General features: G+C 44.8%; 15 protein-coding genes and 1 tRNA gene. 13 read left to right on the forward strand and 3 right to left on the reverse strand.

Translation table 11 applies throughout. The features are described 5' to 3' along the window. Position 1 precedes the first annotated feature (1 nt). From trkA to BBC0178_RS04690, 6 genes are all read left to right on the forward strand, one after another. Complete coding sequence (gene trkA, locus BBC0178_RS04665) at positions 2-1378, forward strand: Trk system potassium transporter TrkA (RefSeq protein WP_078039384.1); 1377 nt, start codon at positions 2-4, stop codon at positions 1376-1378. Positions 1379-1389: 11 nt separating this feature from the next. After that, on the forward strand, positions 1390-2208 hold the full coding sequence (locus BBC0178_RS04670) for a glycosyltransferase family 32 protein (protein ID WP_078039385.1): 819 nt from the start codon (positions 1390-1392) through the stop codon (positions 2206-2208). Positions 2209-2631: 423 nt separating this feature from the next. After that, a complete protein-coding gene (gene clpP / locus BBC0178_RS04675) occupies positions 2632-3264 on the forward strand; it encodes an ATP-dependent Clp endopeptidase proteolytic subunit ClpP (RefSeq protein WP_077971133.1) in 633 nt (210 codons plus the stop codon). Positions 3265-3499: 235 nt separating this feature from the next. Continuing rightward, positions 3500-4774, forward strand: a complete 1275-nt coding sequence (gene clpX / locus BBC0178_RS04680; protein ID WP_077971134.1) for an ATP-dependent Clp protease ATP-binding subunit ClpX — start codon at positions 3500-3502, stop codon at positions 4772-4774. Between the two features lie 194 nt (positions 4775-4968). Next, positions 4969-7395, forward strand: a complete 2427-nt coding sequence (gene lon / locus BBC0178_RS04685) for an endopeptidase La (protein WP_077971135.1) — start codon at positions 4969-4971, stop codon at positions 7393-7395. Between the two features lie 238 nt (positions 7396-7633). Next, entirely contained in the window at positions 7634-7912 is a 279-nt protein-coding gene (locus BBC0178_RS04690) for an HU family DNA-binding protein (protein ID WP_077971136.1), read from the forward strand. A gap of 66 nt (positions 7913-7978) precedes the next feature. Here the strand turns inward: BBC0178_RS04690 and BBC0178_RS04695 are convergent, their stop codons facing one another. The 3 genes from BBC0178_RS04695 to trmFO are packed head-to-tail and all read right to left on the reverse strand — an operon-like array spanning position 7979 to position 10746. Then, entirely contained in the window at positions 7979-8611 is a 633-nt protein-coding gene (locus tag BBC0178_RS04695) for a YrbL family protein (protein ID WP_078039386.1), read from the reverse strand. 60 nt (positions 8612-8671) lie between these two features. Continuing rightward, complete coding sequence (gene gph / locus BBC0178_RS04700; RefSeq protein WP_188317773.1) at positions 8672-9370, reverse strand: phosphoglycolate phosphatase; 699 nt, start codon at positions 9368-9370, stop codon at positions 8672-8674. Then, the gene (gene trmFO / locus BBC0178_RS04705; RefSeq protein ID WP_418214913.1) at positions 9343-10746 is read right to left on the reverse strand and encodes a methylenetetrahydrofolate--tRNA-(uracil(54)-C(5))-methyltransferase (FADH(2)-oxidizing) TrmFO; all 1404 of its coding nucleotides are present in this window, start codon (positions 10744-10746) and stop codon (positions 9343-9345) included. The genes gph and trmFO overlap by 28 nt, the downstream gene beginning before the upstream one ends. A gap of 1089 nt (positions 10747-11835) precedes the next feature. Here trmFO and BBC0178_RS04715 point away from each other — a divergent pair. The 7 genes from BBC0178_RS04715 (at position 11836) to BBC0178_RS04745 (ending at position 17855) form a co-directional block, all read left to right on the forward strand. Continuing rightward, a tRNA-Leu gene (locus BBC0178_RS04715) sits at positions 11836-11918 on the forward strand. A 150-nt stretch (positions 11919-12068) separates the two neighbouring features. Next, on the forward strand, positions 12069-13565 hold the full coding sequence (gene tig / locus BBC0178_RS04720) for a trigger factor (RefSeq protein ID WP_077971141.1): 1497 nt from the start codon (positions 12069-12071) through the stop codon (positions 13563-13565). Between the two features lie 141 nt (positions 13566-13706). Further along, positions 13707-15206: an Asp-tRNA(Asn)/Glu-tRNA(Gln) amidotransferase subunit GatB gene (gatB, locus tag BBC0178_RS04725; RefSeq protein WP_078039389.1), complete on the forward strand. Its 1500-nt coding sequence runs from the start codon at positions 13707-13709 to the stop codon at positions 15204-15206. Between the two features lie 5 nt (positions 15207-15211). Further along, a complete protein-coding gene (locus tag BBC0178_RS04730) occupies positions 15212-15700 on the forward strand; it encodes a GNAT family N-acetyltransferase (RefSeq protein WP_078039390.1) in 489 nt (162 codons plus the stop codon). Positions 15701-15805: 105 nt separating this feature from the next. After that, complete coding sequence (locus BBC0178_RS04735; protein ID WP_077971146.1) at positions 15806-16204, forward strand: NADH:ubiquinone oxidoreductase subunit NDUFA12; 399 nt, start codon at positions 15806-15808, stop codon at positions 16202-16204. Positions 16205-16341: 137 nt separating this feature from the next. After that, a complete protein-coding gene (locus BBC0178_RS04740; protein WP_418214914.1) occupies positions 16342-16728 on the forward strand; it encodes a DUF2155 domain-containing protein in 387 nt (128 codons plus the stop codon). A gap of 623 nt (positions 16729-17351) precedes the next feature. Next, a complete protein-coding gene (locus tag BBC0178_RS04745) occupies positions 17352-17855 on the forward strand; it encodes a hypothetical protein (protein ID WP_077971150.1) in 504 nt (167 codons plus the stop codon). The last annotated feature ends 64 nt before the right edge of the window (positions 17856-17919 follow it).

The raw sequence follows: 17919 nt of genomic DNA on the forward strand, positions 1-17919 counted from the left end.
TATGCGCGTCATCATTTGCGGGGCTGGTCAGGTCGGCTACGGGATAGCAGAACGTCTTTCCAATGAACAACATGACGTTACGGTTATTGATATCGAGCCGAAGCTGATCGAAAAAGTGCGTGATACTCTTGATGTTCGGGGTATTGTCGGACATGGCGCACGTCCTGATGTTTTGCGCGCAGCCGGTGCCGATGAAGCAGATATGCTCATTGCTGTAACGCTTTCCGATGAAGTCAATATGGTGGCATGTCAGGTTGCCCATGCGCTCTTCAATGTGCCGACAAAAATTGCACGTGTTCGTAACCAATCCTATCTTGATCCGCAATATCAGGGTTTGTTCCAGCGCGATGCTTTGCCAATTGATGTCGTTATTTCGCCGGAAATCGAGGTTGGCGAGATGGTGTTGCGCCGCATTGCTCTACCAGGTGCATTGGACGTTCTTTATTTCAGTTATGACGAAATTGTTGCTCTGGCACTTGAATGTATGGAAGATTGTCCCGTCATCAACACACCGCTTAGACAATTGACCGATCTTTTTCCGGATTTGCTAACGACTGTGACAGCCGTCAAAAGGGGAAAGAAACTCTTCATTGCCCATGCCAATACAGAATTGAAAGTGGGGGACATCACCTATCTTGTCGCTTCACGCAGTCAGGTGCGCCGTGCTTTGGGGCTGTTCGGTCATGACGAGCAGGCAGCAAACCGTATCATTATCGCAGGCGGTGGTCATATCGGACTTTATGTTGCCCGCGCAATGGAAAAACGTCAACACAAGGCAAGGTTACGCATTATCGAAGCGGATAAAGCGCGGGCGCTTGCTATCACCGATCAATTGGATCGTACCGTTGTGCTGAATGGTAGTGCCCTTGATCCGGCGATTTTGCAGGAAGCCAATGTCGAACAGGCCGATCTGATCGTGACATTGACAAATCAGGATCAGGTCAATGTGCTGAGTGCCATTATGGCCAAAATGTTTGGCTGCAAGTCGAATATGGTTCTCATTAACAATATTGCTTTTCAGGAATTTACCAGAACTGTCGGCATTGATTCCCATCTTAATCCGCGCAGTGTCACAATTTCAAAAGTGCTTCAGCAAATGCGTAGAGGGCGTATTCGCTCGGTCTATTCGGTGTCGAACGGAGAAGCCGAAATTATTGAAGCAGAAGCTATGCAGACGTCTCCACTTGTCGGAAAGCCCTTGTCAGAACTCGAATTACCTCAAGGATTGCGTATTGGCGCTATCTATCGCGACAATTCGATGATCCGTCCGAGGGGGGATACACGTGTTCTTGCAGGTGATATGGTTGTTATTTTTGCAATGGCCGATGCCGTACGGGATGTAGAACAACTGTTTCGTGTCAGCCTGGAATATTTCTAAGAGGTCTTCGAATGGATATCTGCACTTTCTGGTATGGAGATCGCTTGCGTCCTATTGATTGGCTGTGCCTTTCGTCAATGGTAATGACCGGTCAACATGTCAAACTTTATAGCCATGGAAATGTGGAAAACGTGCCTGAAGGTGTCGAGCTCCTTGAGGCGGAGCCGATATTGCCGCTTTCGACACTTTATCGGCTTGATCCGAAATTTCCCGATTTCAAGCCTATACGGACGATTGTGCAATTGTCTGATCTGTTTCGCGTGAGGCTCATGAAAAACCGCGCCGGTGTTTGGCTTGATACTGATGTCTACCTTGTCAAACAATTCCATCCGGAAGAGGGAAAGGTATGGCTTGCCCGAGAAAATCGTTCGCGCGTAGGGGTTTCTGCACTTTATCTTCCGGCTGACAATCCTATCATCAAGAAATATGATGACTATCTTGAAAGCGGCCAAATGGTGCCGGACTGGCTCGGTTTTCATCGGGGAATATGGATACCGTGGCGTCTCAAAAGACAAAATTTGCCTGTTGTCCCCGGACGATTGGGAATCACGGTTTTTGGCAATGACGGAATATCAAGGCTCGCCAAAAGATACGGCTTTTTTGGTGAGGCCAAAGAAAAGGAAACTTTTTATTATTGGACCGGTCGTGATACCGAACGTATTTTTGATCCTGCTTATGGTCTTGAGCCGCTCGACGATCCACGCTTTATAGGTTTTCATGTTCATAAAAAGGAAAGAACGACCGACCCTATTAAAGAAGGAAGTTTCTATGACTGGGCAACAAAAAGAATTCCCGGTTTTTTCAAGATAGTTGAACAGCAAAAAAATTAGAAAGTGCTCGTAAAGCAACTTCCTTGGATTTGGGTCGGACAGGGTATCATGACTGTCGGGCAACAACTGCAATAACCGGATGTTGAAATTGAAATCATCAATTTTATATAAAGCCGCTTGCTGTTGTGTTTTTCTGTACCACGTTAAAACAATTGTAAGTGTTGTTTGTATAAATGTGTGAGCCTTTGTTGAAAGACTTGAAGTTGAAGCGGGATGAACACATATAAAAACGCTATTTCAGATGAAGAAATAACGTATGGTAATCTTCTTGAGATAATTTTCTCACAAATCATCCGGTAGCGGTTCCGATGGCCTTGCGTTTTAAGGCAAAACAAAAATCTATTGATCTTCTAATGGATTGATATTCTGGTTATAACGACATTTCAGGTCGCAAACGACGATTCGTATAATATGGAAGTGAAAATGAGTGATCCGATCCAGACTGCCCTCAATCTTGTTCCAATAGTTGTGGAACAGACCAATCGCGGCGAACGGTCCTATGATATTTTTTCCCGCTTGTTGAAGGAAAGAATTGTCTTTATCAATGGCCCGATTGAAGACAGCATGGCAATGCTTGTCTGCGCCCAACTTCTGTTTCTCGAAGCAGAAAATCCGAAAAAGGAAATCAGCCTCTATATCAATTCTCCCGGTGGTGTTGTCACTTCGGGTATGGCTATTTACGACACGATGCAATTCATCCGTCCCGCTGTTTCAACTCTTTGTATGGGGCAGGCAGCTTCTATGGGGTCGCTTTTATTGACTGCCGGTGCCAAAGGGCATCGTTTTGCATTGCCGAACGCACGCGTTATGGTGCATCAGCCTTCCGGCGGCTTTCAGGGGCAGGCTTCGGATATCGAGCGCCATGCGCAGGATATCATAAAAATGAAGCGGCGGCTGAATGAAATTTATGTTCATCATACAGGTCAGGATTATGAGACCATCGAACGTACACTCGATCGCGATCATTTTATGACAGCAGATGAAGCGAAAGAATTCGGATTGATCGATGAGGTCATTCAGTATCGTGCCGAGGCCGAAGAAGAACAGAGCGACTAAATTTTACAAGATCGGGTAGCGGTCGTTTCAATAATTTTTGAAACAATAAGCCATCAAATCGCCGCTTCCCGATTTTTAGTAAAAATAACATTTAGCGTTTACATGTTTTAGGGGGAAAACGGTTATATAGATGGCCGTAATTTTGATTTGTTTTAGTTTCTTGGTGGAATGGGCTTGAAAAGTTTAACCGAAAAGGCAAAATATTTCATGCAATTCGGGCGAAAGGATAAAGGAAATGAGCAAAATTGGTAATAACGGGGGCGATTCGAAGAATACGCTTTATTGCTCATTCTGCGGCAAAAGTCAGCATGAGGTGCGTAAGCTTATCGCTGGACCCACGGTGTTCATTTGCGACGAATGTGTCGAGCTTTGTATGGATATTATCCGTGAGGAAAATAAATCTTCCGGAGTGAAAGCACGTGATGGCGTTCCGACACCGCAGGAAATCATGGCTGTTCTTGATGATTATGTTATCGGTCAGTCACATGCTAAACGTGTTTTGGCAGTTGCTGTCCATAATCATTACAAACGTTTGGCAAACCAGTCGAAAAGCAATGATATCGAATTGTCGAAATCGAATATTCTGCTGGTTGGACCAACAGGATGCGGTAAAACTTATCTGGCGCAAACACTTGCCAGAATTATTGACGTGCCGTTTACAATGGCCGATGCAACCACTTTGACGGAAGCAGGCTATGTTGGTGAAGATGTCGAGAATATTATTCTGAAACTGTTGCAAGCTGCCGATTACAATGTCGAGCGGGCACAACGCGGCATCGTGTATATTGACGAGGTCGATAAGATTTCGCGCAAATCCGATAATCCGTCGATCACACGTGATGTCTCGGGCGAAGGTGTCCAGCAAGCATTGCTAAAGATTATGGAAGGTACGGTTGCGTCGGTTCCCCCGCAGGGTGGTCGCAAACATCCGCAGCAAGAATTTTTGCAAGTGGATACAACCAATATCCTGTTTATTTGCGGTGGTGCATTTTCCGGCCTTGAAAAAATTATCTCTGCTCGTGGAGAAAAAACATCAATCGGGTTCGGTGCCACAGTCAAAGCACCGGATGAACGCCGTATTGGCGAGATTTTTCATGATCTCGAACCGGAAGATCTGTTGAAATTCGGTCTCATTCCGGAATTTGTTGGGCGTCTGCCGGTTATAGCAACTTTGGAAGATCTGGATGTGGATGCATTGGTTCAAATCCTGTCGCAGCCGAAAAATGCATTGGTAAAGCAATATCAGCGCTTATTCGAAATGGAAGATGTCAAATTGACATTCCATGATGATGCATTACGGGCAATTGCCAATAAAGCTATCGAGCGGAAAACCGGCGCACGCGGATTGCGTTCCATCATGGAAAAGATTTTGCTGGATACGATGTTCGAACTTCCTACATTGGAAGGTGTTCAGGAAGTGGTTATTTCAAGTGATGTTGTAGAAGGTAAAGCGCGTCCGCTTTACATCTATGCCGAGCGGGACCATTCCAAGGAAAATGCATCCGCTTGATTTTTCAAGTGGTCGGACAATAAAATCCGAAATCCTATGCATTTAAAATATCGGGCGATCTTGTCTTTCGTTATCGCGCAGCTCTTGATTTATAGGTGGTGAGCCACCACCTAATCCCTTTGTGCGTGGGTATCTGCTTAATATGAGGGGTGCCGACGTTGCAAACGAGCCCAAGGCTCCAGAAAGGAAATGTTATGCAACATGATTTAGAGAAGACGGCGGATGTCGGCAGTAAGCTTTATGCTGTTTTGCCGCTTCGCGATATTGTTGTCTTCCCCCATATGATTGTGCCGCTATTCGTTGGTCGCGAAAAATCCATTCGTGCTCTTGAAGAGGCGATGGGTCAGGATAAGCAGATCCTGCTGGCTACCCAGAAGAATGCTTCGGACGATGATCCAAAGGCCGACGATATTTATGATGTTGGTACATTAGCGAATGTGCTGCAGCTGTTGAAATTACCGGACGGGACTGTCAAGGTTCTGGTGGAAGGTGTAAAGCGCGCCAAAATTACCGGTTTTTCGGATAATCCGGACTATCACCAAGCTTATGCAACACCACTTGATGAACCGGAAGAAGACAAGGTCGAGATCGAGGCACTGATGCGTTCGGTCATCTCGGACTTTGAAAACTATGTGAAATTGAACAAGAAGATTTCTCCGGAAGTCATTGGTGCTGTCAGCCAGATAGATGATGCAACGAAACTTGCCGATACGGTCGCTTCACATCTGGCAATCAAGCTTTCCGAAAAACAGGAAATGCTTGCATTATTGTCTGTTCGCGAAAGGCTCGAGAAAGCACTTGCCTTTATGGAAGGCGAGATCTCTGTCTTGCAAGTCGAAAAACGGATACGTTCGCGCGTTAAACGGCAAATGGAGAAAACCCAACGCGAATATTATCTTAACGAGCAGATGAAGGCTATTCAGAAAGAATTGGGCGATGGCGAAGATGGCCACGACGAAATTTCTGAATTGGAAGAACGCATCAAGAAAACGAAATTGTCGAAGGAAGCCCGTGAAAAGGCAGAAGGTGAAGTTAAAAAGCTTCGCAATATGTCTCCTATGTCGGCTGAAGCGACAGTAATACGTAATTATCTTGATTGGCTCCTCGGTATCCCGTGGGGCAAAAAATCCAAGATCAAGAATGACCTTAACTATGCGGAAAAAGTTATGGATGAGGAACATTTCGGTCTTGAGAAAGTCAAAGAACGTATTGTCGAATATCTTGCTGTCCAAAGCCGTGCAGCCAAAGTAAAAGGGCCGATTATTTGTCTCGTTGGACCGCCCGGAGTTGGTAAGACTTCGCTTGCCCGTTCGATAGCCAAAGCGACGGGACGTGAATATGTGCGTATGTCCTTAGGTGGAGTGCGCGATGAAGCGGAAATTCGTGGTCATCGTCGTACCTATATCGGATCCATGCCCGGCAAAATCATCCAGTCGATGAAAAAGGCGAAGAAAAACAATCCGCTTTTCCTTCTCGACGAGATTGACAAGATGGGGCAGGATTTCAGAGGCGATCCATCATCGGCATTACTCGAGGTGCTTGATCCAGAACAGAATAACACCTTTATGGATCACTATCTCGAGGTCGAATATGACCTGTCGGACGTTATGTTCGTGACAACTGCAAATACGTTGAATATTCCGGAACCTTTAATGGATCGTATGGAAATCATTCGTATTGCCGGTTACACCGAAGAAGAGAAAATGGAAATTGCCAAACGCCATCTTCTCCCGAAAGTCATGAAAGAACATTCGCTTTCGAAGAAAGAGTTTGTTGTAACTGATGAAGCGATCCGCTCGATCATTCAATATTATACGCGCGAAGCAGGGGTCCGCGGGCTTGAACGCGAATTGATGAAACTTGCACGCAAGGCTGTGACGGAGATTGTCAAGAAAGAAAAGAAGTCGGTTAAAGTCGATGACAGCAATATCGACGAGTTTCTTGGCGTCAAGATATTCCGTTACGGTCAGATTGAAGGTGAAGATCAGGTCGGTGTTGTTACCGGACTTGCATGGACCGAGGTCGGCGGTGAATTACTCACGATTGAAGGCGTTATGATGCCGGGTAAAGGCCGTATGACAGTTACCGGTAATCTGCGCGATGTTATGAAGGAGTCAATTTCGGCTGCTGCATCCTATGTCCGCTCGCGGGCGGTGGATTTTGGTATTGAACCTCCTCTGTTCGAACGCCGTGATATCCATGTTCACGTTCCCGAAGGTGCAACACCAAAAGACGGTCCGTCAGCAGGTGTTGCCATGGTAACGGCAATTGTTTCGGTTCTGACCGGTATACCTGTCCACAAGGATATCGCGATGACAGGCGAAATTACGTTGCGTGGACGGATTTTGCCGATTGGCGGGCTGAAAGAGAAATTGCTTGCAGCATTACGCGGCGGTATCAAGAAGGTGCTCATTCCTGAAGAGAATGCGAAAGACCTTGTTGATATTCCTGATAATGTCAAAAACAACATGGAAATTGTTCCGGTAAGTTTTGCAAGTGAAGTTCTTGATCATGCACTTGTTCGTCGTCCCGAACCGATTGAATGGGTAGAGCCTGCAAATCCGCCGGTTACCAACAATATATCAAGTGATGAGGATGGCGTTACTTCTATAGCCCACTGAATCACAAGTCAGTAATGACATATACAAACATTGAGAAAAGGCAGTTTAGACTGCCTTTTCTTGTTATTTTCGTTTTTCAATTGTGAATTACGTTATTTTTTCCGTGAATAACTGTGATTATCCCGAAGATTCAGGCTTTTTTTTAAAATTTGGCTTCTGTTTGCCATAGTTTTCAATAAACTCGCTCGCAACCGGTGGAATCACTATTGTCCGGTAATAGAAAGAAAGGAATTATCCAATGAATAAGAACGAATTGGTCAGCTCTGTCGCTGAAAAAGCCGGCATCACAAAAACTCAAGCGGCTTCAGCCGTAGATGCATTTATTGCTTCTGTCACCGATGCTTTGAAAGATGGCGGTGATGTTCGTCTTCCCGGTTTCGGTTCATTTGAAGTTTCCCACCGTGCTGCCACGAAAGGACGCAACCCTTCAACAGGCGCAGAAATCACCATTCCTGCCCGCAATGTTCCTAAGTTCTCGGCTGGCAAAGGTTTGAAAGACGCCGTCAACAACAAATAATCCATTGCCATGTTTTAAAAGCCCGGTCTTTCTTGAGTGCCGGGCTTTTCATTGTCTTCTTGATGGCTATTTGCGGTTTTTCAAGTCAAGAAATGGCGCCAGTGCGTCAGTGAATTCGTGAAGTTCATGAATATTTTTTGCCCGGTTATATTTTTGACACCATGCGCGCAACGGAAAAAGTCCGGTTTCCCCGATGCCATCTACGAGAACAAGGGTAGATTTTCCGTTTCTTGAGCTTAGTAATATATTATCGAATTTCAGATCGTAGCAGATAATACTTGTTGTTTTTACCCAGTGAATGAAATCTTCAATTTCTTGACGATATTTTGGAATATCATTCTGGTAATGGCCAAAAGGCTTTGCATAACTTCCCGACGAATCCTTTTCAGCTTTGACGAGTAATCCCCAACCTATGTCAGTTGAAACGATTCCGGCAATCTGCATCAGATGTTTTTCATTTTCTGCCATATCGGGATCGGTAAAATGACGCATATATTCCCGAATTTCGCGGGTATTGGGCGAGTTGATATCGATTGCTTTTCTTAATTGTCGTAGACGCGAAAAACCGGCGATTTTTTTACGCCATGCGGGCGAGGGGATTTTTATCAGATAGTCGGGATTTTGCTCATTGATGTATACCGAGCGGGTTAGCCCCTCAAACAGCGGCTTTTTATCTGACAAGGTAAGGATATGTTTCATTGCGACTTCACCTCACTTTGTGCAAGGCCGTTAGATTTCCTGTTACAGTTCCTGAAAACTTCACATCATGCATCCGGCGACCAATTGCGGGGTCAATTCATCATAATGGCTGATTATTTTGGTCGGATTGAATGTACTGACAGGCTTGTCGGTATAACCGAAATCGACTGCTATAACGGGAATATCTGCACTTTGTGCCGCAAGGATGTCGGTCTGGCTATCACCCACCATAACTGCTTTATCAGGCGAACAGCCAGCACGTTCGATGGTAGAAAGAATATGTCGGGCATCCGGTTTATGATAGGCAAATGTGTCTCCGCCGACAATCGTTACAAAACGATCGGCTTCGCCCATTCCTTCCAAAAGGTGACGGGCCAAATTTTCATATTTGTTGGTGCAGACGGCAAGCTTGTATCCCGCATCAGAGAGTTTTGTGAGTGCTTTGTCAACGCCTTCGAAAAATTGTGTCTTTCCCGGCATATTTTCTTCATAATGACGCATAAATACGGAAAGCAACTGTTCGACATGCGTATTATCCGGTTTGATGTTCTGGAAACTGAGCGCACGTTCGATCATAATACGTCCGCCCATGCCGACAAGACGACGAATGTCAACAGGCTCGAACGTTTTGAGGCCTTCTTGCGCAAGACAGAAATTGAGGCTGTCGAGCAAATCCGGCGCGGAATCAACAAGTGTTCCGTCAAGGTCAAAGACAACAATAGGCGTGTTACTCACTGAAGTTTCTCCTCGTTCAACCATGTTTCGCAATCGGCAAGCGCGCGTTTCGTCAAAGCCTGTTTTTTAGCCAGTATTTTTTCTTTGCCGCGTAAACGTTTGCCTTCCGGTTTTTCAATCTCGACAGGCGGAAACAAACCGAAATTGATATTCATTGGCTGGAAGGATTGTTTGCCACCATCGTCGCTCATTATATGACCACGCGTGATATGATTAAGCAACGCCCCGAATGCCGTAGTAATTGGCGGTATGCGAGGTTCCTTCTCCTTGTAGTCAGCGGCAGCAAAGCGCCCTGCCAAAAGCCCGATTGCAGCCGATTCAACATAGCCTTCACATCCGGTCATTTGGCCGGCAAAGCGCAAGTTTTTGCGTTTTTTAAGCCGTAATGTTTCGTCGAGCAAGACAGGCGAATTGAGATAGGTGTTGCGGTGGATTCCGCCAAGCCTCGCAAATTCGGCATCTTCAAGACCAGGAATCGAGCGAAAAATGCGCGTTTGTTCGCCATATTTCAGCTTGGTCTGAAAGCCGACCATATTATAGAGCGTGCCAAGCGCGTTGTCTTGTCTCAACTGTACAATAGCATAAGCTTTTACAGTCGGATTATGTGCATTGGTAAGTCCCATGGGCTTCATCGGACCATGACGCAAGGTTTCGGGACCACGCTCGGCCATTACCTCGATAGGAAGACAGCCATCAAAATAAGGTACGTTTTCAAATTCATGAAATTCGATTTTTTCCCCGTCTGTCAGCGCTTGTACGAAGTGCTCATATTGCTCCTTGTCGAGCGGGCAATTAATGTAATCTTTGCCGGTACCGCCAGGCCCGACTTTGTCATAACGGGACTGATACCAACAAATATCCATATTGATACTGTCCCTATAAACAATAGGCGCAATTGCGTCATAAAATGATAACGAATTGGCTCCGGTAATGTCTACAATTGCTTCTGCGAGACGGGGAGATGTCAAAGGTCCCGTTGCGATAATTACATTCCCCCATTCTTTTGGCGGAAGTGTCACAAGTTCGCTGCGGTCAACACTGATCAGGGAATGGTTTTCAATGATATTGGTAATTGTTTTTGAAAATCCTTCACGATCGACGGCAAGTGCACTGCCTGCCGGAACCTGATGTTCATCAGCCACCTTCATAACAAGCGAATGGGCAAGCCGCATTTCGGCGTGAAGGAGCCCCACCGCATTGGTTGAAGCATCGTCGGAACGAAATGAATTGGAACAGACGAGTTCCGCAAGATTTGCAGTTTTATGAGCGGGCGTGTTTTCGACCGGCCTCATTTCATGCAAAATAACAGGAATACCTGCTTCGGCTATTTGCCACGCAGCCTCGCTGCCGGACAGACCGCCGCCAATAACATGGATCGGCTTCATAGAAAAATTCGACATCATCATTCTTTGCGCAAAACATAAAATTCCAAGCGTGGAACGGTCAATAACACCTTATGGTACAAAAGGCACTGAGACAATGACCGTTCTTCAGACTATTTTTTCAGTAGAATAGATTGAATATGTAAAATCTTGCCAGAATGATTATTGTCCGCAACCTCATTATGTCATTTGCGAGTAACAAGCGGTCGTCATGAAGTTACGAAGGGTGAAACTTTAGCAGTTCAATCCCGAAATATTGTCAAGATTAACCGGTTATTGCTGCTTTGATATAACGAGCAAGGTCCAAGAAAATGAGTGGTCGGGCGTATTATAGAAACAAGAAAATTGTAATCGAAAAAAAATTTGAGACGAAAGCATTGCTTCCCGTTAAAGATGAAGTGGTTCCGCTTTATCGCGAAAGAAAGTGAATTCGGATAAAGTGCGAAAAACGGTCCAAGAGCACTTTATCCGATATAGCTGTCGGAGTGGTATTGTTATCCGACATGAAGTTTTGCTTTTTGATAACGGGAATATTTACTCGAGTGAAACATATATTGGCGAATCAAAAACACTATATTTTTGGCGCTCATTCGTTACACAGTTTTTGCTTTATGATTACATTGGAACAATGAAAACAAAAGTCACTCGGATTGTCGAAAGGGGAGGGGTATTGTTGCGCAATCGTAAAGCAAACCAAAGCGGACAATTTGACGACAAAAACCAAGTTCCGACGGTCGAAACCAAAACCTAACGACAAAAATCAGGGCAAATGCATTAACGATTTTTGTTGTGAAGTGAACTATTCGGGAAATCGGAAAAACGCAATCTTGCAAAGCCTTGTGAAGTTTATCGAAGATCTCAACCGGAAGTTCGCGCGAGGGTTGTTTTTATCTATTCGGCGGGAACATTGCCTGGAATGGTTCGCGAGGAGATATTTTGCCAGCTTATCTACGCATTATTCCTTGTCTTCAGAAATTATGGTGGTTCTTTTCTTAAATATCCGGTAAAAAACGCAAGAGTCGGCTTTTTTCCTTTGATTGATAGAAATTGAATGATATAGAGACGCCGCTTGCCTATGGTTTGTTGCAAACCTGATTATCAGGATTTGCGGATGTGGCGAAATTGGTAGACGCACCAGATTTAGGTTCTGGCGGGCAACCGTGGGGGTTCGAGTCCCTTCATCCGCACCAAAGCAACGGCCTTGAATGCAAAGAGAATTTTTGCGGAGTTCCGCGCGAGGCGGAAGTCCGTTTCATGGTATTCTGACGCTTGGGTGTTAGAGCAGAATTGGTATCGGACAGGGCTTAAGTACTTGTCCTCAGAAAAATGAAGGTTGTTCGATGCAAGTTACCGAGACGCTTAATAAGGGATTGCAGCGCGAGATCAAGGTAGTGATCCCGGCTAAAGATCTGGAAGCAAAACTAAACGAACGTCTTGACGACGCTAAAGACAAGGTCAAGCTGAATGGCTTCCGCCCTGGTAAAGTGCCTGTCAGCCATTTGAAGAAAATGTATGGCAAGTCGTTTATGGCTGACGTTATCAATTCGATTCTGAAGGATACGCCGCGTTCCATTCTTTCAGACCGCAATGAACGTTCGGCCACCCAGCCGGAAATTGATATGAGCGAAGACGAAAAAGAGGCCGAAAAGGTCTTGAATGGTGATGCCGACTTCGTCTTTACTTTGAAATATGAAGTTTTGCCGAAATTCGATCTTAAAGATGTTTCCGGCATCGCTGTTACACGCGAAGTCGTGGAAGTTCCTGAATCCGATGTTGATAAACAGGTCGAGCGCATTCTTTCTTCCACCCGTACCTATACGGAAAAGAAAGGCAAGGCCGAAGACGGCGATCGCGTAACGATCGATTATCTCGGTAAACTTGATGGTGAACCGTTTGAAGGTGGCGCTGATAATGATGCGCAACTTGTTCTCGGTTCCAAACAATTCATTCCCGGCTTCGAAGAGCAGCTTATCGGTGTGAAAGCAGGTGACAAAAAAGTCATTACAGTAAAATTCCCTGATGACTACAATGCAAAACATCTGGCTGGTAAAGAGGCCACTTTTGACATAACAGTGAAAGAGGTTTCGAAGCCGGACGAACTGAAAATCGATGATGAAGCCGCCAAAAAACTTGGTCTCGAATCACTCCAAAAGCTGCGCGACGTCATTCGCGAGCAAATCGAGAACCAATATGGCACAATCACACGTCAAAAAGTAAAGCGTCAGATTCTTGATGCTCTTGATAATGATTACGATTTCGAGACACCGGAACGTCTCGTCAATGTCGAATTCAATAATATCTGGGCACAAATCACCAACGAGTTGAAGCAAGCCGGTCGTACTTTCGAGGACGAGGAAACGACAGAAGAAGCAGCCCGTGACGAATATCGCAAGCTCGCTGAACGTCGTGTCCGGTTGGGCCTTGTTTTGTCTGAAATCGGTGAAAAGGCCGGAATCAGCGTTTCGGAAGATGAGTTGCAACGGGCGGTGTATGATCAGGTTCGCCAATATCCTGGACAGGAAAAAGAAATATTCGAATTTTTCCGTCGTACTCCTGATGCAGTCGCCAATTTGCGTGCTCCTATATTCGAAGAGAAAGTCGTTGATCATCTTCTCGGTAAAGTCAAAGTCACTGACAAGAAAGTGACGGCCGAAGAGCTGATGAAAGAGGAAGAAGACGAAAATTCTCCGAAGAAATCAGGGGCAAAGAAAAAGACCGTAAGCAAGAAATCCGAAGACAAAAAGGCTGATGACAAGAAGTCTTCTTCGAAGTCTCATGCGGAAGAGAAAGCACCTGCCAAAAAGGCAGCCGCAAAAAAGACAACGAAAAAAGATTGATTTGCTGTTGGATAAAATAAATCAGGCCCGGTTTTTCCGGGCCTTTTTTATAAGGACAACACTCTTTGCTTGCACTTGCCGCTTGTTTGGACTAGCCAATAGAAATAATTTTATCTTTAAAATAAGAATGATGGATTTCTAATGACACTCGTTGATGCCCGCACAGCAGACCCGAAACGTTTCATCTCCGGAGCTACCGGAGACTGGGAAGTCATTATCGGATTGGAAGTACACGCTCAGGTAACCTCCAATTCCAAACTTTTTTCCGGCGCTTCCACGAAATTCGGGGCTGAACCCAATGCTCATGTTTCTCTTGTTGATGCTGCAATGCCGGGTATGCTGCCTGTCATCAACATCGAATGTGTCAAACAGGCCGTGAGAACCGGATTAGGTCTGAATGCCAAGATCAATTTAAAATCTGTGTTTGATCGCAAAAACTATTTTTACCCCGATTTGCCCCAAGGCTATCAGATTTCGCAATTTGAACAGCCAATCGTCGGGGAAGGTAAAATTATCATCTCTGTCGGTCCTGATAAAAAAGGTGAGTTCGAGGATGTAGAAATCGGTATCGAACGGCTCCATCTCGAGCAAGATGCGGGAAAATCTATCCACGATCAACACCCGACAATGTCGTTTGTCGATCTTAACCGCTCAGGCGTTGCACTGATGGAAATTGTGTCAAAGCCGGATTTGCGTTCGTCAGATGAAGCGAAGGCCTATGTCACGAAATTGCGTACGATCGTTCGCTATCTCGGAACATGTGATGGCAATATGGATGAAGGTGCAATGCGTGCCGATGTCAATGTTTCGGTACGTCGTCCGGGTGAGGATTTCGGTACACGGTGCGAAATCAAGAACGTTAATTCGATCCGTTTTATCGGGCAGGCAATCGACTATGAGGCGCGTCGGCAGATAGCGGTTCTTGAGGACGGCGGCAAAATTGATCAGGAAACACGGCTGTTTGACTCTGCAAAGGGTGAAACACGGCCGATGCGTTCGAAAGAAGAAGCGCATGATTACCGGTATTTTCCTGATCCCGATTTGTTGCCTTTGGTTTTTGACCAGAAATTTGTCGACGATCTGAAAGCCGACTTGCCGGCCTTGCCTGATGAAATCAAATCAAACTTCATTAATGAAATGGGTTTGAGCGCTTACGATGCTTCCATTCTTGTAAGCGAGAAGGCAATTGCCGATTTCTTCCAGTCGGTTGCTGCCGGTCGCGATGGCAAACTTGCTGCGAATTGGGTCATTAACGATTTGCTCGGCGCTTTGAACAAAGCAAGCCTTGATATTTCGCAATCTCCAATGAGCGCAGATCAACTTGGCGGAATTATCGATTTGATAAAAGAGGGTACGATTTCCGGAAAAATTGCAAAAGATCTCTTCGAGATCGTTTGGAACGAAGGGGGTGACCCTGCAAAAATCGTCGAGGAACGCGGCATGAAGCAGGTTACCGACACCGCTGCTATCGAAAAAACTGTCGATGAAATTATTGCTGCCAATCCGGATAAAGTTGCTCAAGCCAAAGAAAAGCCGACATTGGCTGGTTGGTTTGTCGGTCAGGTCATGAAAAAAACCGGTGGTAAGGCAAATCCTCAAGTAGTAAATAAACTGATTAGGGCAAAACTCGGGATAGAATAACGACCATGTGGATTCGCACTGCATCCAAGGATGATATCAATGCTATTCATGATCTATTGATCGAAACATGGCATGCAACATTAGATGATATTATCGGACGTGAAGAAATTAATCGTAAAATCGCTCACGATTATACGCCTGATCTTTTGAAGAAAATGCTCAGTCGTCCGGCATCCGAATATGTCGTGGCGGATGACGGGGATACTCTTCATGGTGTTGCCTATGCAGCTCAGGGAGCCGTCAAAGGTGATTCTGAAATTGCACTCGTGCTTCATCTGTGCGTAAAACCGGAAAGTCAGGGGCAGGGGATTGGTCAACGATTATTGATCGAGCTTGAAGAAGCTTTTCCGGCTGCCCGTAAAATTCGTGTAGCTCTCAATAAAAAAGATGAGAGGACACAGAAATTTTTTGAAGAACAAGGTTATAAACACCTCGGGAAAACTACCGAGAACAAGTCGAATGACGATGTTGTCTTGGAGAAGACACTGTTCTGATCACGTCAATATTGACTTGCTTTTAATGTTGATGAGCTGCATAACGTTAAAAGTTGGTTTTTCGTTTGAAGCTTATGGGCTGAACTTGAAGGAGCTCACACTGAAATGGCTGGTATCTGGAAACAGGTTTTTACATGGTGGAACGGTAACACCATTAATACACGTTTTTTCACGTGGCTACATGGCAAGCGCGTAGGTGAAGACGAGTTCGGAAACATCTATTATGAAGGCAGCCGCCATAAAGACGGCTATCCGCGGCGCTGGGTCATTTACAAGAATTATTCGGAAGCTTCAACGATTCCTGCAGGTTGGCATGGTTGGATTCATCATCGCACAGATACACCACCAAGTGCAGAAAACTATCATGCACGTGAGTGGGAGAAACCGCATCTTCCTAATCTGACCGGTACAAGCAAGGCCTATACGCCGAAAGGTTCGATTGCCCATCATGGTCAACGTCCTCATGTTACCGGCGATTACGACGCGTGGACACCGGGCAAATAGCCATTTCGTAGCGGAAATCGGATTGTTTTTTCGCCATATTGCCATAATTGGCAAATAAGCTTCGAATTATAATAGATAACCATTGATGCGGTGCTATGAGATTTTTTAAACCGTTTTTCAGACGTTGCTTATTTGTCCTGTTTGCCTTATTCCTTGGGCTTTTTGTGACTGCATCATCTTATGCGCAGGAAACAACGAGATTAAGTAATCCTGTTGCTGTTTTTTCCGGTCTCGATAAAATTACCGGCCGCATCACAACCTTCGATGTCTATATAGGCGAGACCTACCAATTCGGTGCTCTTCAGGTGACGCCGCGGGTCTGTTATACAAGCTCGTCAGATGAAGCGACACGCACAGACGGGTTTGTCGAAGTTAATGAAATCACCCTCGATAAAAAAATCAAACGTATATTCACTGGCTGGATGTTTGCCGACAGCCCCGGTCTTAATGCTGTCGAACACCCGATTTATGATGTGTGGTTGAAAGACTGCAAACAAAAATCCAAAGTTCCGGCTCCCCAATGATAGATTGTTATAGAGCGGTATAACGTTACTTTTTTGTATTTCTCTATATTGAATGAACAAATTGTTTCATTTTATTGTTTTGATAAACAAATCAAAAAGTTAAAAATGATGGTGTTAAAATAGAGAAATCATAGTTTATTAGGGAATTATAACGGACCTATTTTAAACAGATTATTCTTTTTTTGAAATTCGCAATCTTCAACATTATTCGCTTTTTTATAACTTCATAACATGTGCGAAATATTACCCCATTCGAATAGTGGGGATTTGGTGTTCCGTAAAACGGCCACTAATGCCTTGGAAAATGATGCATTGGAATAGGAATATACGGGCAACTGTTTTGGCTCAAAAAATCCGGTGTGGGAGGCTTGGTAACAGCTCCTAAAATGACTGTGCCTCATCAAAAATAATGAAAATTGCTGTCGTCGAATGTCAAAAGCTATTCCGGTTTGGCTTTTCAGTATTCGGGTTTTCAACTTTACCCTTGCTAATTTGAGTACGTGCTTCTTTTATATTCGGGTTATTTTTGTTCAAAACAGTTTTGAAAATATCGGCTCAAGCTTGGCGTAAGCATCGGGTATTAGTTTCGTTTATCAGGAAATCGAAGTACTGGAAGGCTCACTATGCCATCAATTCGTGTGGTGAAACAGATTTTTGCATCATTATTTTTGGCCTGTTGTTTGACCGGTTGTCAATGGTCAACAGAACCTTCAACCACGCATGATTATTATACGCGTGTTACAGAGCTGAGTTCCAAGAGCTTTTATTTTACCAACAATCCTTTGATTCAGTTGGAAATGCAGGCAAAATGGATTAGCAATCAGGGCTATGTCATTGATACAATAGCAACTTCCACGAATAGCAACGATCTGGATATTAGTCTCGCCTGGTCGCAAAAACGCAACTATCGCTATGTTGCGAGAGAAAAACTGAATATTGTTTGTACCATCGGATGTACCAATTCGGAAAAGGGGCGCATATTCATTCCCGAAGATGAATTTCGTCAGTATGCAATTAGTGGCTTTATTTTCAAACTTGTCGGACGTGGAAATTATGTAGATGGTTTCCTTGATAAAAGAGCCTTTCAGCAAGTTCTGGACCAGATGCAGTCAATGCCCAAATACTGACAGTTACGAATTTTCAAAGGGCTGAATTAACTATTTTTTAACTTTTTATTTCGTTTTTGTATTT

Source organism: Ditibartonella apihabitans, assembly GCF_002007485.1.
GTDB lineage: Bacteria > Pseudomonadota > Alphaproteobacteria > Rhizobiales > Rhizobiaceae > Bartonella > Bartonella apihabitans.